Origin of the sequence: Acaryochloris sp. CCMEE 5410, assembly GCF_000238775.2 — a bacterium.
In the GTDB taxonomy this organism is placed as follows: domain Bacteria; phylum Cyanobacteriota; class Cyanobacteriia; order Thermosynechococcales; family Thermosynechococcaceae; genus Acaryochloris.
This window is the reverse complement of the sequence record NZ_AFEJ02000001.1, coordinates 2253254-2278685: the sequence shown is the minus strand read 5'-3', so window position 1 is coordinate 2278685 and position 25432 is coordinate 2253254. Positions and strand designations below refer to the sequence as shown.

The following is a 25432-nucleotide window of genomic DNA, read 5'->3' as shown; positions in this document are numbered from 1 at the left end:
CCCATTGCGGGTTCATATTTGAGTTTTCCTGAACGTCTCTAGCTCATCGCTTCGAAGTCATCTTCTCGGAGCTTAGCGGTACCATCGGCCTGAAGAACCCAAAGCTCTTTGTGGATCACCCCCTGGGCGTTATTCATTTTCCAGCCAGCGGTCAGAACGGCGCTAGTGGCATCCATCACCTCAATGGTGGGGTCTAGATATTCAACATCCGAGAATCCATCGGCTATCAGTTTTTGCCAAAAGGCTTGAATTTCAGTTGTTCCGGTAAAGGTGCCAAAGGGCCTCGCATGCATCGTCGCGGTAGGCTCATATTGGGCTGCACACAGGGCTGCATTGCCTGCATTAAACGCAGCTTGCCATTGTTGACTCGCTGCAGTCGTTGCCGCTAGTACGGTATTTTTTGGGTCGTTACTCAACATATCCAAGGAAATCTAGGGGTAGACGGATCGGTAGGGCTACAGCAGAACCTGCCACAGCCTTGAAATTTACTGGGCTGCTTGTAACCAAGCCAAGGCAGTTTCTGGGGCTAACCGTTCCCGATAGTCAACATCAACAAAGCGGTTTAAGACGGTGCCATCAGCGGCGACCAGATAGGTGGCGGGGATGGGCAATTCAAAACTCTGATCGCCATTGTGAGTGGTGATATCAATTCCAAAATTGTTATAAATGGGGCGCAGACTTTCGTCGAGGGTAAAGACGAGCCCAAATTGGCGTGCAACTTGGTTCCCGGTATCGGTTAGCACTGGAAACTTCAGATCAAATTTCTCTTGGGTGGTGAGGGATTGATCCGGGGACTCTGGTGAAATCGCTACTAGCGTTGCCCCTAAAGCCGTGATATCGTCCAATCGAGCTTGTAGGGCCTGTAACTCTAGATTGCAGTAGGGACACCAGTTACCCCGATAGAAGGAAATCAGCAGCAGACCTTTCGCTCGTAACTCACTGCTGCTAACTGATTTGCCCGTGGCATCCGGCAATTCAAAATCGGGCATAGTTTGTCCGGTTTGTAAGGCTTGGTCTGTAATCCCGGTGGCGGCGAGTTTAGCGGTGGCGGCTTCCATGGTGGTAAAAACGTTTTCTGGGGCCTGTTGGCGAACGTTTTCCGTAACGGCTTGTAATTCTGTGGCGAGGGACATGGCAACCTCCAATGACTGCAATTCGTGATTCACCTGAATGTATTTCCACTGTACTCAGGAGAAATTGAACAATAAAGCCCCATGCGTGCATGATACTCGTGCATTATATTCATGAATGAAATAAGAATTCATGCAAGAATTTCTGGGCGTCAAGGATAGGACCTCAATGGATATATCGGTACTGAAGTTGTTTGTGGATGTCGTTCGGCAGGGTAGTTTTGCGGGAGCCGCTCGCGATCGCAACATTGATCCATCCTCGGTATCGCGTGCCATTGCTGGACTGGAGAAGGAACTCGACCTACGGCTCCTACAGCGGACGACGCGCCAGCTTTCCCTGACGGAAGCAGGCAAAACCTATTTTGAACGAATTGAGCCTTTGATCGAGGAGCTGCAGCAGGCGTCGGAAATCGCGGCAGATGTGGTGGGACAACCCAAGGGACAGTTAAGGGTGACGGTATCGGCCTCTTTTGGCTTGAAGTGTATCGTGCCTTTCCTACCTCAGTTTGAGCAACTGTATCCAGACCTGACAGTCAATTTATTATTTTCAGATGCCGTTGAGGATTTGTTGCTCAACCGAATTGATGTCGCGATTCGCCTGGGGCTGCTCCGGGATTCTACCTTGATTGCTCAGCAGTTGATGCAGACTCGATATCGGGTTTGTGCCAGTCCAGATTATCTAAAGCAGTCGCCCCCGATTGCCACTCCCGAGGATATTGCGGACCATAATTGTTTGCGGTTCCCATTGGCAGGGTTTCAGTCTCAATGGTTGTTCAAAGATGCCCAAGGGACCTTAACGGAAGTGCCGATTCATGGCAACACGGTGATTTCCAACGGTATTGCTCTGCAGCAATGTGCGATCGCAAATATGGGATTGGCCTTACTCCCCAACTGGCTGATCAATGAAGACTTACGAACAGGCACCCTGGTGGATGTATTGCCAGCCTATGAGGTCACTGGTACGGACTTTAGTACTGCCGCGTGGTTTGTCTATCCTTCTAGATGCTATGTTCCCCTCAAACTCAAAGTTTTCATTGAATTCTTTAAGCAGAACGTTCCCCGCTTGGTGATGCCTTGATGTTCTCGATTGCGTTTGTCTTGCAGAAAGGGGGGGACTTACCGTTCTAAGAGCGTCCGCTCTGCTGTCGCTTCATGGGAAAGAACGACTGCTCGCTCAATCAGGGCTGAGCCGATGATTGTGGAGAATTCTTCATCAGGGATTTGCAGATGTTCCTGGAGGGATGCGAGGTCAGTCCATTTCTCGATGAGAATAATCTCGGTTGGATCTTCGAGATTCTGAGAGAAAATATATTCGATATTGCCTTTGTCTGTGCGGCTTTTCTGGGCACGACGTATCAGTACTTCCTTGACTCTAGCCAACTCTTCAGAAGATTGAACTTTTATCTTTCCAGTGATGATTATCATGACTTAATTAGACAAACAAGGTATACGACAGGGTTGTTTTACGTTCCTCCTAGAAAAAATAGGATGGTTCTACTGACCAACAGTAGAGAGACCGATGAGCCATCTAATCGATACTTTGAAGCAAGTCCCGGATTTCCGCAGTGCCCATGGCCGTATTCATCCGTTATGGCTGCTGTTGCTATTGATGGTGATGGGCATGCTTGCTGGATATCAAGGGTACCGTCCGTTAGAAACCTTTGTGAGCGATTATCGCCAGCCTTTAAGTGAGCTATTGGGGCTTGAGAGCCTCGAAGTTCCGTCTCACTGTACCTTTCGTCGAGTGATGAAGGGGCTTGACTTCCAAGCGTTGAGCCACCAATTTGAAGCATGGATGCTCTCGAAAGCCCAGACTCACTCTCCCGATAATTATGCAGCCTCCATTGATGGCAAACGGATTCGTCAGGGGCTGACAGATGCCAAGGGGAAGCAGCGTTTTGTAGGGTTGGTGAGTTTATTTGCGGTGGAAGCAGGCACCACCCTCAAGCTCGAAGCCCTCACTCAGGAGGATAATAGCGAAATCAAAGTCGTCCAGGCTTTGTTGGAAACCCTTCAACTCGATGGCTTGCTGATTACCATGGATGCCTTACACGCCCAAAAAACACTTGAGAAGATTGTGGCCTCGGGTAACGACTATCTTGTGGCGGTCAAATCCAATCAGGGAAGACTTTACGACCACCTCCAGACTTACTTTGAGTGTCTTAAACCCATGGCTGAGCACATCCACTCCGCCCAAAGTAGAGGACGAGATGAACATCGGTGTATACAGGTTTATGAGCCTGTCGGCATAGCCCTACAAGAATGGACAGCAATTCGCTCTGTGCTTTGTGTCCAACGATGGGGCACAAAGCAAAGGAAAGGAGTATCACAACACCGCCTATTACATCAGTTCAGCTGCCACCTCACCCCATCATTGGCAATCTCTGGTCCGAGAACATTGGGGCATTGAAAATCGGTTGCATTGGCCGAAGGATGTTGTTTTTGGCGAAGATGATTATCGACTCGAAGATGAACAAGCACTGCTCAATTGGTCAGTGCTTAGAACTATTGGGATTAATATCCTGCGGCTAAACGACTATCAATCCCTCAAAACCGCGATGACTAAGCTTGCTAATCGGGTCGATATTATTTTTTCGCTGCTAACTTAAAACAGCCCTGAGGTATACGATGTCTGAAACTGTTTTAAACCCAGATCAACTCAAAGAAATTGTAAAAACTGCAATTGTCGAATTACTCCAAGACAACCGAGAAGAAATCTCTGGTTTTCTGACAGACATCATTAGACCTCTTGCATAATTCAGCTAACGATATGGTAGCGAACTAAAAACCCAAGTCAGATCGCAGCATAAATTGAGTTAGTAGCACATCATGGAACGAATATTGCAAGAGGTCTATTGAAGATATAGCATTAACGGCACTGGTCTGTTAGCAGGATCTAGCTATAATGCTTCCGACGCAACCTAATGTAGATCAATGGAATGCCCATATTGTCTAAGCGAGAAGATCCTAAAGCGCGGCTTTGATAGCCTGCAAGATGGGACATTAGTCCAGCGATATCAGTGTAAGGATTGCAATCGGCGTTTCAACGAACGCACGGGTACCCCAATGGCTCGCTTACGCACCGCTAGTTCAGTAGTGAGCTATGCCATCAAAGCTCGCACCGAAGGGATGGGTATTCGTGCTGCAGGTCGAACTTTCGGTAAATCTCATACCACCATTATGCGTTGGGAAAAACGCCTAGCAGACCAAGCACAGAACTGGTCACCTCCCGCACCAGCAGCCTCTGATGTGACGGTAGAAGGGGATGAAGTTTACACGCGTGTAGGCAAAATCTTCCCCCCAGCCAATCCCAGGGCTGGACCATCCATTTCCTTGAACGCGAAAGCCGCTATTGGTTGACAGCACAAGCTGGCCTCAAGGATGCACAACTTTTTGCAAATGGCGTTTACTCAGCTTGGGAGTGGGTCAAAGCCTGTGATGGGATTCGATGGTTTACCGATGGTGAGAGGCGTTATGGACAAGAACTTTGGAAGCTCGCCAATGTCTATCTCAATGGTGAGGAGTGTCATCCTGACTATGGGCATCGCAAGGTTTGGCGAGAGGGTTAGAAGTCGCGATGAAAGTTAAAGGGTCTCAGGGGAATCGGCGAGTAGAGTGGGTGAAAGCAGAGCATCCCTTTACCGCTATCAGTCTAGGGTCTGAGGTCCATGCCAATCATAATGAGGCTCACAATGCTGCCTTGAGGAGACGATGTAGTGCTTATCGAAGACGGCAGAATCTCTACGCTAAGAAGCGGTCGGGGTTACAGCGAGTGCTAGATGTACAACGCCTGATTCATAACTGGGTTAGACCCCATTGGGGGCTCAGTAAGCAGACCACACCAGCAATGGAGATGGGATTTTGTTCTCGTCCGTTGAGCACACTAGAACTCCTCACCAATAAAGGGTTTAGGTATGTGCCCTGTTAGTAGACCAGTGCCCATTAACCCAGGCAATCACCGAAGGCGAAAACAGCGAGAGAGTTGATCGAGCCTCTATTTTCCAGGTTCTGGAGACATAAGGGTGCAAGTCGAATTCAGAAAAAGCTTTGCGAAAGATCTAGCGAAGATTCAAAATAAAGCGCTACTGGCCAAGGTAAAGTCAGTTATTGAAGATGTTGAGAGTGAAGGTAATTTGCAAAACCTGAGCAACATCAAAAAATTAAAAGCACAGAAAGGTTACTACCATATACGACGATATTCTCCATCGTATTGGTTTAACCTATCGCGATAATGTAGTTAATTTTGTCCAAATTCTCCATCGCAAGGAGATATATCGATATTTCCCATAACTATTGGTCGAAATAAAAAATCTAATCATTGGTTTGTCCACATTGAAACTTGCCAAAGATTTCCATCAGCGGCGACGAGTAATTTTGGGAAAATATCATAAGCATTCAATCATCCACTGCATGCTTTTGGTTAGCCTTCCTGCTATACAAAATCAAAAGTTGTTTCCCACATATCAATATTGATATGTGGGAAACAACCTAGAAAGAATCAAGAAAGGCATTCCAATGAGCTGCATCTTCCGCTTGCTGTTTGGCTTGATTCTCAGGCTGTGACATTAGAAAACTTTCATACTCAGCTTCCCAATCTTCACTAGTCTTAGACTGATTCCACCTTTCCCATTCTTCATCAGTTGCATCTTTATAGCTTCCATTTAAGTGTGCGTTCAAGTGCTCCCATGCTCGTTTACTAGCATCCCCCAATAATCGTCTTAATCGCTGGTCTATTTCAAAAAAATTTCTGATCGACTGTTCTAATGATCCTGAATAAACATCGTCAGCATAATAGGGATCGTTTGTTATAAAGTCAATTACAGACTTTCCCCAAAAGCTCTCTACTAAAGGATCTAACACTTCGAGTGAATAGCGTATCGTTAACTCATCTTCTCTCGTGTCAGCATTTACCAGCGACAAGTGAATAATTTGGTTTCTTAGCCTACCAAATGCACGGTACTGTTCGACTTTATCAATTCTAATTCCCGTAGTTGCCCATAGTTGATTAGGTAACTCTTCATATGACAGAGTACGACCGTTCTCTAGCAAATCTATCAGCGTAAGAGTGTCTTTGGTAGGAGATGCCTTGGGTAATTTTGAAAAAATTAGGAGGGGATGTTCTTGAGCTATTCGAGCTTTTAACAAAATTTCGGCCGCATGAGCTGCATGTACTACACACATGGGCTTTTCATGATGTAAAGCTTCCATAAATGCACTTCGAAAAAGGAACATCCCTGTTCGTCTCATATTTCGAGGGACATCTTTAATGGAAACCTGATTCATATTATTACGCCAATTCAAGCACAGTTAATGAACTAATTGAGCCAATCGATAATACTTTCGCATAAAGACAGCTCGTACCTGGATAACTTTTTTGGCTAATACGACCATAGCGACAAAGTTTCAACTAGTATTATATGGCGTAAATAAACCGACTATTCAAGCAGCCAATGGCTTCCCCTTATAGGTCCATTTAAAAGGCTTTGCCATCGTGCGGTTGAAGTATTCGACAAACTCCAATGTTTGAGTTTTGAGCTGAGCCTGACTGTTGAAGCTTGAGCGGCGCAATAGCTTTCGCACAAGTATACTGAACCAAATCTCAATCTGATTGAGCCAAGAACAATGCCTGGGAGTGAAATGCACGACCAGGTGGTGAGCAGGATCTTGTAGAATTTCAGCTCGGGTAGCCATCGACTTGAGGATACCCGATTTCCCTTTTTCTCCTAGCTCAAGTGGCTCTGGTTCTAGCTCAGCAGCAATGCGGACAACAGCCTCAGATTGATGAGTGTTTAAACAGTCCATCACCAGATGAATTTTAGGAGCAATGGTTAGGACAATGAATACTATCTCCTACACTCACATAGCCACCTTCTAAAACTTTGGCATAAAGCCGACTCATCCCCGGATTCCGTTTTTGACTAATACGACCATAGCGACGGAGTTTAAAGTAGCGGGCAATTGTGCGGCAAGGCTGAGCATAGTCCGTGATCTCTAAACGCACCCTCTCTCCTAACTGCAGCTGAATTCCAGGTATTAACTGCTGCCAATCTAAACCTGCCACGGTAATATTTTCTCCCGCAGCTCCTGGTTCAATGGGATGCCCCTCCCCTTGCAGCATATCGATGATTTCTGCAGACCATAAACAAACGGCTCGATCTGGACCACCGTGGTGTTTAAGATTCTGTTGACGGTCACCAACCAGCCCCTCTTTGTTAATCTGAACGCTAGGAACCGACTGTTTGGGTACACCTCCATCGGACAAGTTAATCTGCACAATCCGTCCCTGCAGGTTGGTAACAGGAGATTGGGAGGCGTGTAAATTTGGCATGGCCGTGGTGCCGACAAAGATGATCCATTCAAAGCATAGTTCCATTCTGAAGCACTATCCGTTAGATAGCACTGCTCGTTCAATTGGGTTGGACATCCAGCCGTGAAACATTCTGGTGAAGGAGAGGCTTTAGGACATCCCCATATCGAGCTTTAATTTAGCCAGATCATCATCCATCACCAAGTCTCGGTAGATCAGCTCCTTTTCATCCAAACCGTAGGAGTCCATTAACGCCTGAATTTGATCGGCCCCTTCGACCTTGTCACTCTCCGACAAAATACCGATCACCCGCTTGAGGCAATTCACCTTGCCGACGATTTTCAGTACCGGTGCAGCCGTCGCAAAAGCGGCTCCTGCTGGGGGAAAGACGATAGAAATGGCCACAATACCGCCTGTGACAACGGTCGTTGTTGCTGCAGCAGTTGCAGAGGCTTTCAACGTATCTACTAGGGCATCTTCAACGGATTTTTGGCCTTGCTGAACCGCCACAAAATTATTCAGACCACTAAAAGCTAATTCAAATCCCAAAGCTGACTTTCCAGCTTTAACAGCCTGGGTGGCAACGACCTTCGTGCCTGCTTGGAAGTTAATCTTTGCTTTGGCCTTGGCAATATTTTGTTTTTCGGTGGGAGTGATATTTTTCTGACCCCGTGCCCGATTTACAGATGAGGCTTCCCAGTCTCCATTCCTCGCCTTGCTAGATCCGCCGTGGGCATGGGATTTTTTATGGCTCCAGTCGTGATTTTGTTTATATTGACTAATGCCCTTGGCTCCCAGACGACAGACATTCTTAGGGATTTTGTTATACATTTTCTGGGCTTCTTGCCAGGACCGAGTTTCACCCGCCCTCAACCCTGCTGCTTTGATGCGTTGTTGTAAGTCTTGAGGTAACTGCTCAAAGTCAACTGGATCTGGTGTTTGAACGTCCGTTGTAGCAGCTGGCGTATTCCAAGGGGGGCTGGTATCTGGAGTAACACGGGGAGTTGTGTCATCTGGATCCGCTGGGGCGTTGTCTTTCGAATCAGCGGCAGCAGTGGGGAATGAAGTGCTCTGCTCAGTCGATTGGGATGACCCGACATTCGAGGGTTCGGAGTTTAAAGATTCAATTAAGAACTGACTAAACCACTGCAAGGATTGAGTGGGGGTATCCTTAGCATAAATTTCGACTTGTCTAATCAAGGGGATCTGAAGATGTAGCAAGAAGTTTTTAATGTATTTCTCAACAGGTGCTTTGGGTGGAATTCCGTCTGATTTTTGGATGATAAAAATAATTTTTTCAGCTTCAATAATTGCTCTCCCTGTCACAGCTAAGGTTTGCAACACATGATTGAGAGCATAGGTGATGGCGTCAGGTTGACCCTGACGGGCAAGTCTTAAGATATTGGATTGCAGCATAAATACTTTTTAAGAATAGAAGAAAAGATATAAGTTTTTGTTGGCTCTATCTGAATAGCTGTATATTTATTGCTTGGATTTTTTAGAAAAAATATACATTTAAAACTGAACTTAAAGAATGATCAGATTTTTTTGTTTGTTAGCCATAAAAAACTGATCATTTATTTTAGGCACTGGTCTACTAACAGGGCACATACCTAAACCCTTTATTGGTGAGGAGTTCTAGTGTGCTCAACGGACGAGAACAAAATCCCATCTCCATTGCTGGTGTGGTCTGCTTACTGAGCCCCCAATGGGGTCTAACCCAGTTATGAATCAGGCGTTGTACATCTAGCACTCGCTGTAACCCCGACCGCTTCTTAGCGTAGAGATTCTGCCGTCTTCGATAAGCACTACATCGTCTCCTCAAGGCAGCATTGTGAGCCTCATTATGATTGGCATGGACCTCAGACCCTAGACTGATAGCGGTAAAGGGATGCTCTGCTTTCACCCACTCTACTCGCCGATTCCCCTGAGACCCTTTAACTTTCATCGCGACTTCTAACCCCTCTCGCCAAACCTTGCGATGCCCATAGTCAGGATGACACTCCTCACCATTGAGATAGACATTGGCGAGCTTCCAAAGTTCTTGTCCATAACGCCTCTCACCATCGGTAAACCATCGAATCCCATCACAGGCTTTGACCCACTCCCAAGCTGAGTAAACGCCATTTGCAAAAAGTTGTGCATCCTTGAGGCCAGCTTGTGCTGTCAACCAATAGCGGCTTTCGCGTTCAAGGAAATGGATGGTCCAGCCCTGGGATTGGCTGGGGGGAAGATTTTTGCCTACACGCGTGTAAACTTCATCCCCTTCTACCGTCACATCAGAGGCTGCTGGTGCGGGAGGTGACCAGTTCTGTGCTTGGTCTGCTAGGCGTTTTTCCCAACGCATAATGGTGGTATGAGATTTACCGAAAGTTCGACCTGCAGCACGAATACCCATCCCTTCGGTGCGAGCTTTGATGGCATAGCTCACTACTGAACTAGCGGTGCGTAAGCGAGCCATTGGGGTACCCGTGCGTTCGTTGAAACGCCGATTGCAATCCTTACACTGATATCGCTGGACTAATGTCCCATCTTGCAGGCTATCAAAGCCGCGCTTTAGGATCTTCTCGCTTAGACAATATGGGCATTCCATTGATCTACATTAGGTTGCGTCGGAAGCATTATAGCTAGATCCTGCTAACAGACCAGTGCCTTATTTAGGATTCCCAGTTTTTAATTAACTTCTGATAGTTCTATAAATGTAATTTTTGAAAGATTGATGCTAGTCGGGCACGATTTGTGCTTGCGACTCATTCTCGCGACTATTGCGGCGAGTCACCCTGAGTAGCTCCCTATACGTAAGCTGAAACGCCCTGGTTATGGCAGGGCTGGAGAAGGGCTCAACAATTCGGGCAAGAGCTTTATCTTGAAAATCTGGAATTTGTCAGAATATATCCATTTTATATGCAATTAAATCTCTAATTCAGGTCAGTACTTCGATATTTAGGCTTTTTCACCTGATCTATTTCTTTAGTAACAAATTATTAAAGCCTGGAGACCCCGATATGAGCTTAAAGCTTGTGGCGGTGTGGACTCTAGGTCTAAATCACGGTGTTGCAATAGTATATTTATACTGATACACTTGTACTATGCGAACGAGAAAAACACCTTCTTCCGTCGGGTGACCTTTCTCAACTGGCGTTGCCAAGCCTTGACAACGCCATCGCATCATCACTCCCTCACTTAATTGGATGCAGGTGTTCATATGTCTCACTTTCAAATCATTTTTTTAGATGCTCAATGCCAGAGTGCCTATTGCCAAGGACTTGAAGATGCATTGAAATCCCTGCCACCTCGGTACGCCAGGAATCCAGAGTATATGCAGGGATATAACAGCCTGGAGTCTCATACCTCCCAATGGGCTGCCTAAAGACCGCTTTCCCCACCCTCAACTAACCATCAAGGAGATTTCAATAATGATGTCCGCAACCCTCACTCAACCTGCTCAAATTGACGAATTTGCTGGGGATGAATATGGTCCTGCCTATCAGCCCCTGCCCTATTTACAAGTGCTCAATCATGAAGATCCCCAGCAGGCTGGATTCTTTATCTCTGCTGATAATGCGGCGGCAGTTAACTTCCAGCCCACCCCCGAGTGGCAATCCCATGACGCCTATTTCATGTCAGGGGGCGTTGCTGTGGGCTATCGGAGCCTCACAGCTCGTATGGCGGTTCTGCGACGGTCTCCCCTGTTGATGTTTTCGCGCAAAGACCGGGCCTTCTTAGGAGCCTTTGATCGGGATAGCTACAATCCCGAGGAAGTGATTTTGAAAACCCGCTATTTGGTGTATTTGGTTAGTCGGCAAAAGCAACTTCTCCATCAGTCACCTCTGCAATTCACCGCGAAAGGCTCTCTATGTGGCTCCTTTGGTGAGCATTATAATCAGTTCCACTCCCAAATGAACTGGGCCTACGGCAAGCCCCGTGGCGATCGCTTCTTTGCCTTATCGATTTTTGCGGTTAAACTGCAGCCCATCCTGAAAGGACAAGAGAAGAAATCCTGGGTTTGTTCAATTGTGGAGCATGGTCAACCCACCAGCGAAAACTGGCGCAACTTTTTCTTGGGCTATGATCCTATCGTTAAGCAAAAGCTCATCGCTGACTTTGAAGCGCAAGCGAATTTTGCCCAGGGTGATCGTGCTCAAAGTGATTTAGATAAAGGCATGCCTGAGCGTTTTGACGCAATAGTCGATGATCTCGCCTTTTAGACCTTTGTGGGCAGGACTACTCTGCCCGCACGCAGTTGAGCATCCTTAAGGTAGCGGCGGCACCATAGTTAGGACGAGCTGGACGGGTAGGAAAAAATGCCCGTCCTCTTTCGTTTACAGGCGAAACCCTGAGAAAACTTAGCTCTATAATGACCCATGAAGCGGAACTCAACCCTGAGCAATGGATTTAGAACAGGTTCAAGAACTAGGCTCTCTCAACGTTTTTGCGGTTAGATTATCCCCTGGTACAGATGTGCGTCAAACTATAGAAGAAATTGCTAAACGTGAGCAGATCAGCGCTGGTAGCATCTTGAGTGCAGTGGGCAGCTTGAGCCGCGTGCAGTTGCGATTTGCGAATGCCAAAGAACCTACAGAATTGGCTGGAAAATATGAAATTTTAACTTTATCTGGAACCCTTAGCGCAGCTGGTGTGCACTTGCATATGACCGTTGCCAATGAATGGGGAGATTGTAAAGGAGGCCATCTGGTAAAAGGGTGTCAGGTGTATACCACGCTAGAACTGGTGATTGCCCAGTTCACGAACCTGCGATTTACTCGACAATGGGATGCCTTGACTGGATATCCAGAGTTGGAGAGTAGCTCGATTTCCTAATCTTCCTCATTCTTGACTTAGGTCTAAAAATAAGAGAATAAAATGATTGTTCTTAGCCTTGACTTAACCTGATTGCGTCAGAATCGAAACGCATTATCGAGCAATTTTTGCATGACTTGGATTGATTTCAGCTTACGGCTGACCGTTGCTCTGATTTTGGGAAGTGCGATCGGTATCGAACGGCAGTGGCGACAGACTCGGGCTGTTCTAAAAACGAATGTTTTGGTCTGTATTGGCTCATCTATGTTTGTGATGATGTCGCTAATGCATGCTCAAGACTCTAGTCCAACCCGGGTGGCTGCTCAAATTGTTTCTGGAGTAGGCTTTCTAGGAGGGGGTGTCATATTAAGAGAAGGCACTAGCGTCAGAGGACTGAATACGGCAGCAACATTATGGTGTTCTGCCTCCGTTGGAACCCTTGTGGGAGGCGGCTTTCTTTTTCCGGCTTACTTGGGGGCAGCTGCGGTGGTGTTTTCCAACCTGGTGATGCGACCTCTAGTGGAGCAGTTGAAGTTCCGCCCCCATAAGCCTGGATCATCCACGAGCATTTATCGGTTCGTTCTAATTTGCGCGCACTATGAGGAGAAAAAAATTCGTAATGTCTTCCTTGAGTCCATCAATACGGCAAACATGATGATCAGCGCTTGGCGGAGTGAGAGCTTAGAGTCTTTAGGTAAACCCAAGCAGGTGGTGCTAGAAATTGAATTGATGACGATTCATCGAGAGGATAAGCTGCTCAATGAACTCGCTGAAGCACTGCAAGACCAGGCCAATACCCAACAAATTCGATGGGAACTGGTGTCGGACAAGATCAATAGCCTGTCGATTTCCCGAAAATAATGTCTAGCGCTTTGAGAGATTAGCACTCTCATCTGTCACTTTGTTGGGTTGGGTGCGGAATACTGTAAGGGAGATCTTTGCACCTATAAAATCGCAGCAATCTATTCTTTAAGTGAATGATATTGCTAATAGGTGCGTTCTACTGGCGTTATCGCCTTAATTTTCCAATAAATATTAAAATTTGATGATAAATATGCTATTATCATGCCTTTGTGATTTCATTGGTTAAATCAAAGATAATAAATCGTTAAGGTTTGGTGGGGGATATCAGCAATATGCAAGAAAGCTCTAAAAAAATGATTCTTGCTTCTTCATTTGTAATTTTTGGCTTGGTGGGCCCCGTCACCTTTTGGTTGGGTGAGCAAAGCAGTCAAGCCTCACTCAGCTGCTCTCCTCAACAGCGTGCTGGCAGTCCCGTCGTCATGTCTCCTGACCAAAACCTTTAAGCATCTAACGGTGGTGGGGGGATCGCCACCTCAAAAGGCAAAGTCTTCTGGATGAGTACAAACGGATTTGAGGCGATGGCGCATTGCGGCTTGCGATCGCACGATTACATCCCCATCTCCATAGAGCTGAAACGCCCAGTTTGCCCCAAATAGCAGCATATCTAGCTCGTAAGCCAGCTGATCAGGATCGACACTATCATGTATATCTCCTGCCTGTTGTGCTCTTGTAACTAGACGGACGAAGGTCTGTTGGCGTTCAGCCATAATGTCGGCTAAGCGATCGCGAATGGGGCCAGGTCGACTGTTAAATTCAGTAGAAGTGGCTGCAAAAAAACATCCCCCCCGAAATAGTTGCTGCTCCGTATAGTGCAGCCAGGCTTGGCAAAGAGACCATAAACGCGGTAAACCTTTGGGGGCGCGGAGGGCGGGCCGGACAACTTCTCGTAACACTAAATGACGAGCCCCTTCAATCACCGCTAATTGCAGGGCTTCTTTAGATCCAAAATGGGAAAATAAGCCACTTTTACTCATCTGCAATTCTTTGGCAAGACCGCCAATGGAGAGTCCGGTCAGGCCATCGACGGAAGCCAAATCCATGGCACATTGCAAAATGGCTCTACGGGTTTGTTCGCCTTGGGCTTTGCGGTGGTGAACAGTGGAACTCAAAATCTAGGTGAAATGATAATGGGCTTGATTATAACTTGAAACTTTTATCAGCTGGTTGAAGGGGGTAGATCGGCCTGGCCCTCGATATCCTGGCAGTTGGATCATTGGTCTGCAAGTCATGTGCGAGAAGCAAGGGGGCTATCTCCTTCGATCTAGAACCTGAAGACTCGACATCATCAATGCTAATTGTGTTGTAATTCCGTGCACTATATGGCTAAATCAATTTCTGTCTTATGTCTGAAATCCAGCCTGCTGATCCAGCCTCTCGACGAAAGCTAGTGGTTGGGGCGTCCCTCTTTCTACTGGCGATGTTATTGTGCCAGAGCGTAATTCAGTGGTTTACTGAGTGGCTGGCTGAGGATCCAGAGCGGGTGAGGGAATATTTTGCCTATATTGTGGGTGCGATCGCATTCGTGTTCTCGCCCTTATTCGTATTCGGATATTATGTTTGGCAAATGGGTGTGCAGGTCATTAGGGCTAAGCGATTTCCACCCCCAGGGATGAAGGTGATCAAGGATACTGTGGTGGTTAAAGGGCGACAGGCGGTTTCCCGAGGACGAGCCTTACAAGTCTGTGGCGTTATCCTGTGGGGAACGGCTATTGCTTTTCCGATTGCCTGCTGGCGGATTCTTGGCAATGTGCTCAGTGACATGCCATAAGTCAGTGGCTGTGATGGTTTTGGGATTTCGATGCTAGCCTAGAGGAGACAGAACTCTGCAGTCACCCGATGAGTGCCTTGGAGGAATAGGTATGTCCAATAGCCCGTGTAAACTTGTATTTGTCTATAACGCAGATGCGTCTTTAAATAGCCTCCTGCAAGAAGCCTCCCATAAACTCTTCGCGCCTGAATCCTATGAATGCTCTTTATGCGAGCTCACCTATTCCCTTATTCGCAAGAAAAAGGGTTGGGTCGAGTTTCTGGATACCCTGCCCTGTGAGCACGAGTTTCATCTGAGGAACCTTTTCCTCCGCCAACATCCCCAGCAGGCTCATGACTCCTTTCCCTGCATTTACAGTAAGTCTGCCACAGGCGATCTAACGCTTTTAGTCGAAGCTGAAGCGATTGATCAGGCTCAATCCCTAGAACAATTACAAACCTTAGTCGCTGAAGCGGTTGTAGATCTGCTGTAGTTTGTTGGGCATCGATCCAGCATTATGATGAGCCAGGCTTGAAGCAGCTGGCCTACGGTTTAATCTCTAAAATACTCATCAGCGTGTCATAGCGGTATTCCTTCAGCAGTTTTGAGATGGCATCAACCATGGCCGTATGTGCTTCTGGGACATCTACTAGTAGTGTTCGAATCGTGCAATCATCAAGGGTGCAAATGGCCTGTAGGATCGCTTGCTTTACTTTTGATAATTCGCGGCCTAGAAAAAACAGGTTGTAGCATTTGACGACAAGGGCATATCCCGCCAATTCAAAATCACCCTTATCTAATCCACTGGTGTAGGTCTGCTCCAAAACTTTCAAAGTTTCACCGACATGACGTTTCCCATGGAGGGTGGACGCACTTATCGATTGGTACACTCTATTGCCCAACATTTCATGGTCCCCCATGTCCATTGACCCAATACCCAGAATTCAGGATGCCCTCAAATGACGCCTCACATGAAATCAAACACTGCTCCAGAGAAGCTGTATTTACTTGCTAGTCCTAGATTAACTGAAACTCGATTAATTCTCGATTAATAGGTCATGATTGTAAGATTTTGCATTTATGGCAACAAAAACTCAGGCAAAAGGCTTTTCTGCAGCTCTCGCACGGTCTTATTCACGGAACGGGCCATCTGAATATGGGGTTCATCGGGTTCAATCGGGGCAATGGAGGCTGGAATCCCCTGACCTAATTGGCTAATCACATGGTTGGCCGCTTCCAGTCCAGTTACATAGGCTTTTTCCTGGGACCAAGATCCATGGCGAGTCACCACCCAGTCTCCACTCATATAGAGGTTATTAATCGGAGTTTGAGCCGGTAACAAATACCGATAGCTCCCCGGTGCAAAGTGAGTCACCGCTCGGGGCAAGCGAATCACGCTAGAATCGACTACCTTAGCCTCCCGGAAATCGGGGAGACAAGTGGTTAGATCCTGTTGCACCATGCGAATAATCTCATCATCTTCCATAGCCAAGAACTGATTGGCATGGTAGAAGTCTGCTTCAATGACCGTTTCTGGCTGGTCACGGTAGTCATCGTGAAGGGCATTGAGATCGAAGAAGGTAGATCCAGTGGTGGGATGGAAGCCAAAGCAGGCATTGGACGGTTGGGGAACCTCGACTTTGCGGTCAAACCAGAGGCGGGTGGCTAAGATATCCACGGCACCTAGGTTCATCATGTCGCGGAACTGAGGATGCTGCTGCAGGGTGGAACTGCCCCGGACGATGTTCTGCATGCCCGTAATGCCGACGGAAAAGATCACCGCATCGGCCTCAAAGACTTCATCCCCGCAAATGACGGCATCGGCTTGGCCCAAATCATTGAGTCGCACATCGGTGACTCGGCGTTGGGTGAGGATTTTGCCCCCGGCATTGGAGATGCGATCGCACCAGGGTTTAAAAATCTTTTCGCCCACCGTGCCCCGACACCACACCACGTCAAAATCAGCCTGATGGGCCAGGATAAAATAGTAGAGCATCCCTAACGCAGCGGCAGCAGAGCACTGCTCACCTGGGGCAAACAACCCCACTAACAGCATCGGTTCAAAGGCATCTCGATAGAGCCGCGCGGAAACGCCATACCTCTTGAACAGTTCCCTAGCCGTTACTGAGTCGTAGCGTCGCCAGGCATCATCGGAATTATCAAAATCGATGATCGGATACATCATCGTAAAGGCAGATAGCCGATCAACCAGCGGCAAGCGGGGAAACTGGGGATAAGCGAACGTTCCCAAAGGCATCGGCAAGCGCTGTTCCTTCTGAAAAATCGGGGACACTGCTTCCAGCCCTGCCGGGGAATATTGAGAGGACTTCGTCCAGTCCGTAAACGGATCGAGTCCTAACTCATCGACTAAACCAAAAATATTTTTATAGGGATACCAAAATCCGTGAATCCCGGCTTCAACGGGACGACCGCCTGCGGTTTTCCAACCCGCTACCAGGCCACCCGGATAAGAGCCTGCCTCCAAGAGGGTGACATCATACCCTTGGGATACAAGGTGATAGGTGGCACCGAGGCCAGCCCAGCCAGCCCCAACGACGACAACACGTTTTTTGGAGTCAGATGTCATAGCTCTAGAGATTGAATGATGGGTAACCAATTTCCCTACTCACCATGACATGAAATCTGCGGTCCATGCACAGTAGTATTCGATGAAGAATTAGCCGGATAACTCAGGGGCTGGACAAGTATGGCTTTCAAAAAGATCCCACATGAGTTCTCTAAGATGTGAATATTAATCCAGCCTTGAGATCTATCAAAACTTATTGAGCACTTGTTCCCGAACCCTGTAAATTACGGAACAATATAAGGCCATTCGTAGACGATATCTACGATACAGGGACACCGGACACATTGCTCACAGGAAGGACAGACTATGCGGACGTTTTATTGGATAAGTTTGGGAGTGGGACTAGCGTTTATACCTTGGCATCCCACCCTAGCCCAGTCTTCTGCTCCGGCGGAACCCGCTGCTAAATCAGCTCTCACCTCCACCGTTAAAGGCGACTGTGGTACTGAGCAAACCTGTGATCAGCTTCTGCAGACCCTCCGTACTCAATGGCCGACTGCCAAGCTGAATTGCACTCGCGATCGCATCCTGTCTCTCCGCGTCTTTGAGAACACCCGAGGGGGGCGACAGGTGCATGTGACGTGTTGGGACACCGAAGTCAAAAAAGGCGATCGCTATGGCTTATCGCGCGATTCTCTCCCCTATCCAGGCGATGAAGCCCAGTTCCTACCGCCCCTGCCCCGCCGATCTCGCTATACCGAGCCCTTACAAACCCGTTTCCCAGGTCCTGTTCGCACCAGTCAAAATGAGTGTGGTTTTCTAGGGGGAGACATTCAATACCGGGCTCGCAAAGATATCGATCGACTGGAGCTGCAATGTGTATTTACCGTTGGCGCAGTGTTGATTGACACCGATGGAGACTTTGTTTCCGATGGCGAAGCGTCCAGAGGCTCACTCATCGACAAAATTGTTGGCAAATTCGCCATTTCTGAGCTAGAAAAGCCCCTAGTCGCGCCACCTCCCACCACCAGCACCCCAACCGAAACCCCTGTCGATAGCACTGTACTCCCCTCTCTACAGGGAGAAAACAACGTTTCTGATGTCTTTCCCAATGCCTCTCCAGCCCCCACGACGAATGGAGCAGTGCCTGCACAGACTACAGCATCCACGGCAGCTGCAAGGCCGACAGCTTCCACTCCCTCAGCTCCCACCGCCAGACATGCTGCCCTTCAGGCTATCGATGTGCAAATTTTCAACCGGGTGAATAATCAGCTGGTTCCCCTCAACCAGCGTTGGAATCCCTATGGCCTAGGGATGGACTTACTAATTGCAGTCAAAGTGAAACCGGGTCAACAAGAGACTCAACCTGGCACCAATTTAGTGCTTGCAATCAACGCCAAAGGCTACGATTCACCCGCCACAGGACCTGTCCCAGCCTGGAATTCAGTGCAAACGCGATCCATTGCTGTGAGCGCCAATGATCAACTAAGTTACTCGTTTCCCTTCCTAGCAGAGTATCAGTGCTATTCCGAAGTGCAGTTAACCGCAACCCTGATTCAGCCTGGTCTAATTACAGGACCTAGCTTGACGAAAACTATTAACCTGGGTTGTGCGGAATAGATTGCGTTCTTTGTAAGGACTTAGCCCCTATGGCTTATAATTTCTTAGTTTTACATGAGCCGATCATGCCTAGAATTTATGGGAGATATATTAATTTCAATCTTCCCAATAAGTGAGTTTTTCCCATTTCTGAGTGTCCAGGTTACCGACCAACAGTTCTACATCCCCAGTGAAATCTGGATGGGGCATACCTAGCTCATACATAGAGTTTTTGGTCGTCACATATACCCGACCATCTTTAGCGAGGTAGTGTTTGATAGGCGAAGTCTTTAACTTCTTTCCTTCCGCATGTTTGGGATGATTGTGAATTTCCCCATGGATGACAATTTTTCTCCCCACCTCAACACAAATCCAAGACTCAATAGTCCCTGTGCAAATAGAGGGTGACTGAGGTGTCGCTAAGGTCGACTGAGCATTTTGCAAATAGTAGTTGACTATGTCATCAGCTGTCATGGCCAGGTCTCCCCTGTATGGTTCTAAATGAGAATAGTCGCAATAAAATCGAATTATTGTTTTCGCAAGGGCCACACAATTGTATCTAGCCTAATCAATATCTTCGAGAGAAAAATCAGTATAAATACTGAAAGCCTTTCTAAAAGTAGATTTTTTATTGATCCGAGTCCAGATTTGGATATTGGTTTCTTGCTATGCAAAAAATCTTAATTAAGAAGATTTCTTTATAAGAATTTTTATTGTGGCTTTCGTCAAGCGTAAGTATTGATGAGAAGTTTAAGCGTCCATTTTTTCTTGAAAATTTACTTGTGAATAGGTACTGTCGGATAGACCTATTGGTGCACTCCAAATTGAGCGAAACCGCTTTAATCCTTTAGGTGTGATATCAATGTCTTCACCACTTAATATCAGTTCGCCGTTGGTAAAAGTACAGCCCGCAGCCCAGAGAATCCCAAGGAATTCATCCCGATCTGAAATAACGGGAATGGATTCGCTCAATTCATGATTTGCATAAACCTGGGCAACCTGTTTCAAAAGCTCAGGATAGTGATTATCCAACGCCCGAATGTAGAAATAGAGTAAAGGGAATGGATCCTCTTTCCCAAAAATGGCGTTACAGATGCAAGTGGAGGTCGTCAGCATCCAAGCAGCAATCTTTTTGGGATCTATAGCTGGATTTCGTGCCATATCCAAGAGAAGATCCATCATATTATGCCTAAAACGAACATTGAGGATAGTCTCAACGTTTTTCCAGACTGCTAGGGTATTGGGGTTCATTGTGTATTGGGAAATCTGTGCGTTCTCTATTTGGATACCCAACTTCACCCTGGGATGATCAACGAATTCCCTCTTGTTAGGTTTTTTTAAGTAAGTTTTTGAAACCTTATATATTGAGGCTGAAATTCATCATGTTTAGACGTGATTAGCTGGCAGAAATACTATTTTTCTGCATAAATTCTCGACAATCTCCATAAATGTCAAAAATACGGTCCATTTTAGTTAATTCAAAGATGAGATGCACCTGATCACTCAGTGAACACAATGCCAAGGTGCCACCTTCTCCTCGCACTGATTTAAGCGTAGCAACCAAAGCACCAATGGCAGAACTATTCATAAAAGTGACATCTTTAAGATCTATCAGAATTGTTTTCACGCCATCAGCTAAGGCATCGTTAACTTCAGTACGTAATTCGCTGGTACTGATACCGTCTATCATGTCAGCAGGCTGAAAAACTACATAGCTCATCTTAATTGAACTCCTAAGTCGGTTCCGGTTGGGTAGGTTAGATAAAGGCGATAACACTCTATAAATTCTGGTTCACAGATCAGAACGTTGTTGTCGTGTTTACAGAATTCCCAGTTCGGGAAGTGAGAAAGCAATCGCAGATAAATATTCAATTTTTTATATAATTTTTTAGCTGAGTATTGCACTTAAATTGTGCGAGTATAATACTCATGTGCTGGTTTAAGTAAAGACAAAAAAATGGCCAAATTTTAATAGATATTGAGCGATATTCTTAATAAAATTGAGGAAGATGATGGGAGCAGCCGAGTGCTATCGAGAAGAGGCTTAATTAAGTCGAGCATTTTGGCTAGCTTAGGTACGCTTATATCCGTCTGTAGTGCGGATTTGACTACAGGAGTCAACAGTAAGAAGTTGTATATGCCCGATGAAGGAGAGCCTCACAAGCAAACTTGGATGGCTTTTATCGCCAGCGACGAAATTTGGAGGCAACGGCAGGTTTTGGAAGTGCAACGTAATTTGGCTGAAATTGCCAAAACGATTGCCAACTATGAAGCTATCTCTATGCTGGTCCGACAACAGGATTACGAACTAGCCGTAGAACTTTTAGGTGGGTTAGAGTCTCATCCTTTCCCTATTCAATTGATTGAATTCACGATCAACGACTTGTGGATAAGGGATACAGGTCCTTCATTTGTCATTGATGAAAATGGGAACAAAGCAGCCATTAATTTCAATTTCAACGGTTGGGGAGAAGATCAGGCTTACCAATATGATGCTAAAGTCGCTCATTTTGTGGCGCAGCAAGCAGGAGTAACGACTATAAAATCTAGCCTCGTTTTAGAAGGGGGTTGCTTTGAACTGGATGGACAAGGCACTGCCATTATGACGGAAAGCTGCATCCTTAATGACAATCGAAATCCAGGTCGAAATAAAAATGAGGTTGAAGTTGAACTCAAACAACTGTTGGGCCTTAAAAAGATTATCTGGCTAGAGGGCATCAAGGGGAAAGATATTACAGATGGCCATACCGACTTTTATGCTCGATTTGCGAAACCAGGAGTTGTGATAGTCAGTCGAGAGGCCGATCAATCTTCTTCTGATTATCCAGTGACTCAGAAGAACATAGAGGCCTTAAAAAGAGCCACAGATGCTATGGGGAGACCTTTAGAGCTGATTGTTCTCGAAACACCCTTGAAGATCAATACTAAATTTGGAACGAAGGATTTCGCCGCTGGTTATGTGGGCTATTACTTATGCAATGGTGCTGTCATTATGCAGAAATTTGGCGATTCTAAAGCCGATGATGCAGCGAGGAAAAAGTTGGCGACTGTGTTTCCCCATCGGCAGATTGAGCAGCTGTCGATTGATGGTATTGCAAGCGGTGGAGGAAGTATTCACTGTGCCACCCAACAAGAACCTTTGGTTTAATCTCTTTCATTAATGATCTTTGTGGCAATTGCTTTATGTCGCGGTAGGTCTTCAGAAAGGACTTAGTTTCGAATACTGTCATTTAAAAAGATAAATACTCGCATGGTTCAATAGTGTGATTTCTTGGAGGCAAGATAGCTATTGAACGGCTTTGTTGCATGAATTGAGTAAAGGTCAAACAAGGCAAAAGAATGAATGGGAAAGCTATGCTTAAGCGTTCCGTATGAGACCTGAACCAGTCTAAACATATTGGACCTAAATCTGGATTGCCCCCTGACGCAAAACATCCCAGCCTTGCCCATTCCATTTAATGACGGTAGAAGGCAGTGGCTCAGACGATTGAGGTTCAGGCCATAGACTAGCTAGAGGAGTAAACACATCAGGGAAGTGTTGATTGATATCCTTAACAGTGGTTAAAGCAGGTTGCCCAGAGTGATTGATACTGGTGGTGGCTAAAGGTCCAGTTTGCTGCAAAATCATTTGCGCCACCTTGGAATTGGGCACTCGAATCCCAATACTGTCGGGATTGAGGGGATTCATGGCTGGAGGGACGCGATCGCAAGCCGGTAACACCAAGGTCAACGCCCCCGGCCAATAGTCAGCCGCCATCTGTTGCCACTGGTTCAGCCCCTTCTCATCCCCACGTACATAAGGCCACAGTGCTTCTGAAGAAGCGCCCATCAAAATCAGCGGTTTATCCGGCTGTCGTTGCTTAGCTGCAAAGATTTGCGAAGCTTGGTCGGGACGAGCGGCCAAAGCCGGAACCGTATCCGTGGGGAAACTCACCAGCCGACCGGAACGGGCCGCAGCAATAAAGGCAGCAATTGGAAGTTGAGTCATGCCAAACGCAGATTAGAATGGGATTTGGGGGAAGTTTAGTCGTCTGTTTCTGTACAGTTAGACCGCTAGAATATCTTCTCACCCCCCACCTCAGCAATAAATGAATTCCAGTTCTGATGTTTTAGTGATTGGCGGTGGCGCGATGGGCTTAGCCACTGCCATCGAACTGACGCGCCAAGGGGCTAAAGTCACGGTCCTTAGCCGAAATTTCCAAGAGGCGGCCCTCCATGCGGCGGCAGGAATGCTGGCTCCCCAAGCTGAGGGATTAGAACCGGGTCCCATGCTGGATCTTTGTCTGCGGAGTCGGGACCTCTACCCAGACTGGACGAGCCAACTGACGGACCTGACCGGGTTAAAAACGGGATATTGGCCCTGTGGGATTCTCGCCCCAACCTTTGCGGATTCGCCGCCGCGATTTACCGGAGATGCAGAATGGTGCGATCTCACCACGATACGCCAGTATCAACCCGACCTTAGTCCAGAGATAGTGGGAGGTTGGTGGTTTCCCCAAGATGCCCAGGTCAACAATCAGCAATTGGCCCAAGTATTACTACAAGCCGCTCGCCAGCTCGGGGTCACCCTAGAAGAAGGGGTCAATGTCATAGGATTTGAGACAAAAGATCACCAAATCCAACAGGTGCAAACCACCGTCGGAACTTGGCAAGCTCCAACCTATCTTTTGGCAACGGGGTCTTGGTCCCAGGACCTATTGCCCATTCCCGTGACCCCTCGCAAGGGTCAGTTATTTGCGGTACAGCCCCCCAGACAAATCTTAAACAAAGTTCTGTTTGGGCCAGGCACCTATATTGTCCCTCGCCAAAAGGGTCGCATCGTCGTCGGTGCCACGAGTGAAGATGTGGGGTTTGCTTCCTACAATACGCCAGGTGGCATCCAATCCCTACTCGCAAAGGCGATTCGTCTCTATCCGCCCTTAGCAGACTATCCCTTAGAAGGCTGTTGGTGGGGGTTTCGACCCGCAACTCCCGATGAATTGCCCATATTGGGTCATAGTCCTTACGACAATCTGATTTTGGCAACGGGACATTACCGGAATGGCATCCTGCTAACACCTATCACGGCTCGTCTGATGACAGACCTGATTATGACGGGACAAGCCGATCCGTGTCTGACCCACTTTAGTTGGCAGCGGTTTGCCCCTTCTGCTCTCTCAGCAGAGCGTCTGGCCTTAGCCCATTAAAACCACCAAAGACCTAGGGCTACGGCCACCCCTGTCAAAGTGAGATTATCAATATCTCGAAAGGGTAATGCTTCAACGAGGGTCGCAATCAGTGCGATCGCAGCCACAATCCCGATGGTGCCAGCCAACGGGGGTTGAAAGTAATTCAGGCGATTAAACAAACTCAAAAAACTAAAGGCAAACAAAAAGCTCCCTGCAAACATGGCGGCAGAACCGGCCCAGCTTTTCTCAGGGCTAAAGGGCAGTTTGTGAACCCCCAACCGTCGGCCCACAATATCCGCCAAGCCATCCCCCCCACACATCATCATTAAAGCCAACATCCCTACAGGCGAGGTTCGCCAAAATCCAATGGTGCAAGCAACAAATACCAGGCCATAAAACAGTGGCCCTTTGAGAATCTCTTTAGGGTTGCCTGTTCGAGTCATGGCCTGAACGGCATCGGGGTCTTGAATCCAGCCCACGCCAATGGCAATAAATTGGAGGGTAATCGCCAAAGGAACCAAAGCAGCAAAGTAGCGAGCAGTGGGCTGGGGACTAAAAAAGGGCCAGCACAATACAAATAGGGGACCTGTTCCCATATGGATGATCTTGCGGCTCAGTTTTTGCTCCAACATCCCATTAGCTGCTAGAGCATCCATGATCCGCAACCAGCTCAGGGCTAGCATCAAGGTGATCACCATCACGACACTATCCTGAATCAGAGGATTAGCCGTTAGTTGTTCCCAAAGCATGTGATGACATCGATGGACTTCTGTATCCGTAGCTTACTCCGATAAAGGATTCAGAAACACCTCCCGACTGCCTCCAAAAATCCTCTCAGTTTTCTCAGGGAACTCTTCTGAACATTTCAGCAAAGTGGATGATTTTGCACAGATTTCCCTAACTTGGGCCTCAGTTAACCCTCGTACATTAAAGACATTGAAGTTGGAGCAAGACCTTATGAACATTACTCAAATCGCCCGCAACACCATCGCCGCCGCCGCCCTCATCACCCTCGGCCTTAGCACAAACGCTGTTGCAGAAACCCAAACCGTGACCCGAGGCCCCAATGGTGCAGCCTCTATCGTCAAGAAAGTCCCCTTGGATGCTCAACAACAGCCTAAAACTGAGCCCCATGACGCCCTCTCCGTTGTCAACCGAGGTCCCAACGGTGCACCCCATATTACCAAAACTGAAGCCACCAACCGTAGTGCTGCCACCCCCACAGGCAATATCATCACACGCGGCCCCAACGGTGCAGCTTTTATCGCTAACTAAGCCGCTAATAAATAA

At 47.2% G+C, this 25432-nt stretch carries 28 protein-coding genes and 2 pseudogenes; 14 read left to right on the top strand and 16 right to left on the bottom strand.

Annotation, left to right across the window (positions count from 1 at the left end; translation table 11 throughout):
• Positions 1–38: 38 nt before the first annotated feature.
• Both ON05_RS10235 and ON05_RS10230 read right to left on the bottom strand, forming a co-directional pair.
• Positions 39–419, bottom strand: a complete 381-nt coding sequence (locus ON05_RS10235) for a nuclear transport factor 2 family protein (protein WP_010472778.1) — start codon at positions 417–419, stop codon at positions 39–41.
• A gap of 66 nt (positions 420–485) precedes the next feature.
• The gene (locus tag ON05_RS10230) at positions 486–1133 is read right to left on the bottom strand and encodes a peroxiredoxin-like family protein (protein ID WP_039779858.1); all 648 of its coding nucleotides are present in this window, start codon (positions 1131–1133) and stop codon (positions 486–488) included.
• Between the two features lie 166 nt (positions 1134–1299).
• Here ON05_RS10230 and ON05_RS10225 point away from each other — a divergent pair, with 166 nt between their 5' ends.
• Positions 1300–2208, top strand: a complete 909-nt coding sequence (locus ON05_RS10225; RefSeq protein ID WP_010472780.1) for a LysR family transcriptional regulator — start codon at positions 1300–1302, stop codon at positions 2206–2208.
• 38 nt (positions 2209–2246) lie between these two features.
• Here ON05_RS10225 and ON05_RS10220 read toward each other — a convergent pair whose 3' ends face one another.
• A complete protein-coding gene (locus tag ON05_RS10220) occupies positions 2247–2555 on the bottom strand; it encodes a putative quinol monooxygenase (protein WP_262561530.1) in 309 nt (102 codons plus the stop codon).
• 94 nt (positions 2556–2649) lie between these two features.
• Between ON05_RS10220 and ON05_RS10215 the strand changes: the two genes are divergently transcribed.
• The 3 genes and pseudogenes from ON05_RS10215 (at position 2650) to ON05_RS10205 (ending at position 5058) form a co-directional block, all read left to right on the top strand.
• A protein-coding gene (locus ON05_RS10215) for an ISAs1 family transposase (RefSeq protein ID WP_262561528.1) occupies positions 2650–3739 on the top strand; the annotation gives its coding sequence in 2 pieces (ribosomal slippage) (positions 2650–3444 and positions 3446–3739; 1089 coding nt in all).
• Positions 3740–3758: 19 nt separating this feature from the next.
• Entirely contained in the window at positions 3759–3887 is a 129-nt protein-coding gene (locus ON05_RS10210; protein WP_262561526.1) for a hypothetical protein, read from the top strand.
• Between the two features lie 177 nt (positions 3888–4064).
• A pseudogene (locus tag ON05_RS10205) lies at positions 4065–5058 on the top strand (IS1 family transposase).
• A gap of 560 nt (positions 5059–5618) precedes the next feature.
• Here ON05_RS10205 and ON05_RS10200 read toward each other — a convergent pair.
• From ON05_RS10200 to ON05_RS10180, 5 genes and pseudogenes are all read right to left on the bottom strand, one after another.
• Positions 5619–6413, bottom strand: a complete 795-nt coding sequence (locus ON05_RS10200; protein ID WP_010472339.1) for a hypothetical protein — start codon at positions 6411–6413, stop codon at positions 5619–5621.
• A 156-nt stretch (positions 6414–6569) separates the two neighbouring features.
• A pseudogene (locus ON05_RS10195) lies at positions 6570–6953 on the bottom strand (transposase); the annotation flags it as partial.
• The gene (locus ON05_RS10190) at positions 6946–7503 is read right to left on the bottom strand and encodes an MOSC domain-containing protein (RefSeq protein WP_010472341.1); all 558 of its coding nucleotides are present in this window, start codon (positions 7501–7503) and stop codon (positions 6946–6948) included. The gene ON05_RS10190 and the pseudogene ON05_RS10195, both read right to left, overlap by 8 nt.
• Before the next feature lie 84 nt (positions 7504–7587).
• Positions 7588–8853, bottom strand: a complete 1266-nt coding sequence (locus ON05_RS10185; protein WP_010472342.1) for a hypothetical protein — start codon at positions 8851–8853, stop codon at positions 7588–7590.
• Between the two features lie 181 nt (positions 8854–9034).
• The gene (locus ON05_RS10180; RefSeq protein ID WP_262561004.1) at positions 9035–10030 is read right to left on the bottom strand and encodes an IS1 family transposase; all 996 of its coding nucleotides are present in this window, start codon (positions 10028–10030) and stop codon (positions 9035–9037) included.
• Between the two features lie 612 nt (positions 10031–10642).
• On the opposite strand from ON05_RS10180, the gene ON05_RS10175 reads away from it, so the two are divergent.
• The 4 genes from ON05_RS10175 to ON05_RS10160 all read left to right on the top strand — a co-directional run bounded on the left by ON05_RS10175 (position 10643) and on the right by ON05_RS10160 (position 13098).
• Positions 10643–10807 (top strand): hypothetical protein, encoded by a 165-nt coding sequence (locus ON05_RS10175; protein ID WP_010480747.1) that lies wholly within the window; start codon positions 10643–10645, stop codon positions 10805–10807.
• Positions 10808–10853: 46 nt separating this feature from the next.
• Positions 10854–11645: a DUF5895 domain-containing protein gene (locus ON05_RS10170; RefSeq protein ID WP_010480746.1), complete on the top strand. Its 792-nt coding sequence runs from the start codon at positions 10854–10856 to the stop codon at positions 11643–11645.
• 181 nt (positions 11646–11826) lie between these two features.
• Positions 11827–12258 carry a PPC domain-containing DNA-binding protein gene (locus tag ON05_RS10165; RefSeq protein ID WP_010480745.1) on the top strand — a complete coding sequence of 144 codons (432 nt, stop codon included), beginning with the start codon at positions 11827–11829 and terminating at the stop codon, positions 12256–12258.
• Positions 12259–12369: 111 nt separating this feature from the next.
• Positions 12370–13098: an MgtC/SapB family protein gene (locus ON05_RS10160; protein WP_010480744.1), complete on the top strand. Its 729-nt coding sequence runs from the start codon at positions 12370–12372 to the stop codon at positions 13096–13098.
• 476 nt (positions 13099–13574) lie between these two features.
• On the opposite strand, the gene ON05_RS10155 is transcribed toward ON05_RS10160, so the two are convergent.
• On the bottom strand, positions 13575–14210 hold the full coding sequence (locus ON05_RS10155; protein WP_010480742.1) for a TetR/AcrR family transcriptional regulator: 636 nt from the start codon (positions 14208–14210) through the stop codon (positions 13575–13577).
• A gap of 233 nt (positions 14211–14443) precedes the next feature.
• Between ON05_RS10155 and ON05_RS10150 the strand changes: the two genes are divergently transcribed.
• Positions 14444–14869 carry a hypothetical protein gene (locus tag ON05_RS10150; RefSeq protein WP_010480740.1) on the top strand — a complete coding sequence of 142 codons (426 nt, stop codon included), beginning with the start codon at positions 14444–14446 and terminating at the stop codon, positions 14867–14869.
• 91 nt (positions 14870–14960) lie between these two features.
• Complete coding sequence (locus ON05_RS10145; RefSeq protein WP_010480739.1) at positions 14961–15341, top strand: hypothetical protein; 381 nt, start codon at positions 14961–14963, stop codon at positions 15339–15341.
• Between the two features lie 52 nt (positions 15342–15393).
• On the opposite strand, the gene ON05_RS10140 is transcribed toward ON05_RS10145, so the two are convergent.
• Positions 15394–15768 (bottom strand): hypothetical protein, encoded by a 375-nt coding sequence (locus ON05_RS10140; RefSeq protein WP_139026181.1) that lies wholly within the window; start codon positions 15766–15768, stop codon positions 15394–15396.
• 158 nt (positions 15769–15926) lie between these two features.
• Entirely contained in the window at positions 15927–17435 is a 1509-nt protein-coding gene (locus ON05_RS10135; protein WP_010480737.1) for an FAD-dependent oxidoreductase, read from the bottom strand.
• Between the two features lie 306 nt (positions 17436–17741).
• Between ON05_RS10135 and ON05_RS10130 the strand changes: the two genes are divergently transcribed.
• Positions 17742–18995 carry a hypothetical protein gene (locus ON05_RS10130; protein WP_010480736.1) on the top strand — a complete coding sequence of 418 codons (1254 nt, stop codon included), beginning with the start codon at positions 17742–17744 and terminating at the stop codon, positions 18993–18995.
• Between the two features lie 96 nt (positions 18996–19091).
• Here ON05_RS10130 and ON05_RS10125 read toward each other — a convergent pair whose 3' ends face one another.
• The 3 genes from ON05_RS10125 to ON05_RS10115 all read right to left on the bottom strand — a co-directional run bounded on the left by ON05_RS10125 (position 19092) and on the right by ON05_RS10115 (position 20694).
• The gene (locus ON05_RS10125; RefSeq protein WP_010480735.1) at positions 19092–19448 is read right to left on the bottom strand and encodes a hypothetical protein; all 357 of its coding nucleotides are present in this window, start codon (positions 19446–19448) and stop codon (positions 19092–19094) included.
• Positions 19449–19724: 276 nt separating this feature from the next.
• Entirely contained in the window at positions 19725–20225 is a 501-nt protein-coding gene (locus ON05_RS10120; protein ID WP_029315758.1) for a hypothetical protein, read from the bottom strand.
• 145 nt (positions 20226–20370) lie between these two features.
• The gene (locus tag ON05_RS10115; RefSeq protein ID WP_010480733.1) at positions 20371–20694 is read right to left on the bottom strand and encodes an STAS domain-containing protein; all 324 of its coding nucleotides are present in this window, start codon (positions 20692–20694) and stop codon (positions 20371–20373) included.
• 417 nt (positions 20695–21111) lie between these two features.
• Here ON05_RS10115 and ON05_RS10110 point away from each other — a divergent pair, with 417 nt between their 5' ends.
• Positions 21112–22122 carry an agmatine/peptidylarginine deiminase gene (locus ON05_RS10110; protein WP_010480732.1) on the top strand — a complete coding sequence of 337 codons (1011 nt, stop codon included), beginning with the start codon at positions 21112–21114 and terminating at the stop codon, positions 22120–22122.
• 255 nt (positions 22123–22377) lie between these two features.
• Here the strand turns inward: ON05_RS10110 and ON05_RS10105 are convergent, their stop codons facing one another.
• A complete protein-coding gene (locus tag ON05_RS10105) occupies positions 22378–22962 on the bottom strand; it encodes an L-threonylcarbamoyladenylate synthase (RefSeq protein ID WP_010480731.1) in 585 nt (194 codons plus the stop codon).
• Between the two features lie 100 nt (positions 22963–23062).
• Here ON05_RS10105 and thiO point away from each other — a divergent pair, with 100 nt between their 5' ends.
• Positions 23063–24160 (top strand): glycine oxidase ThiO, encoded by a 1098-nt coding sequence (gene thiO / locus ON05_RS10100; RefSeq protein WP_010480730.1) that lies wholly within the window; start codon positions 23063–23065, stop codon positions 24158–24160.
• Here the strand turns inward: thiO and ON05_RS10095 are convergent.
• Positions 24157–24891, bottom strand: a complete 735-nt coding sequence (locus tag ON05_RS10095) for a diacylglycerol/polyprenol kinase family protein (protein ID WP_010480729.1) — start codon at positions 24889–24891, stop codon at positions 24157–24159. The two genes, thiO and ON05_RS10095, sit on opposite strands and share 4 nt — an antisense overlap.
• 208 nt (positions 24892–25099) lie before the next feature.
• Here ON05_RS10095 and ON05_RS10090 point away from each other — a divergent pair, with 208 nt between their 5' ends.
• Entirely contained in the window at positions 25100–25417 is a 318-nt protein-coding gene (locus ON05_RS10090) for a hypothetical protein (RefSeq protein ID WP_010480728.1), read from the top strand.
• The last annotated feature ends 15 nt before the right edge of the window (positions 25418–25432 follow it).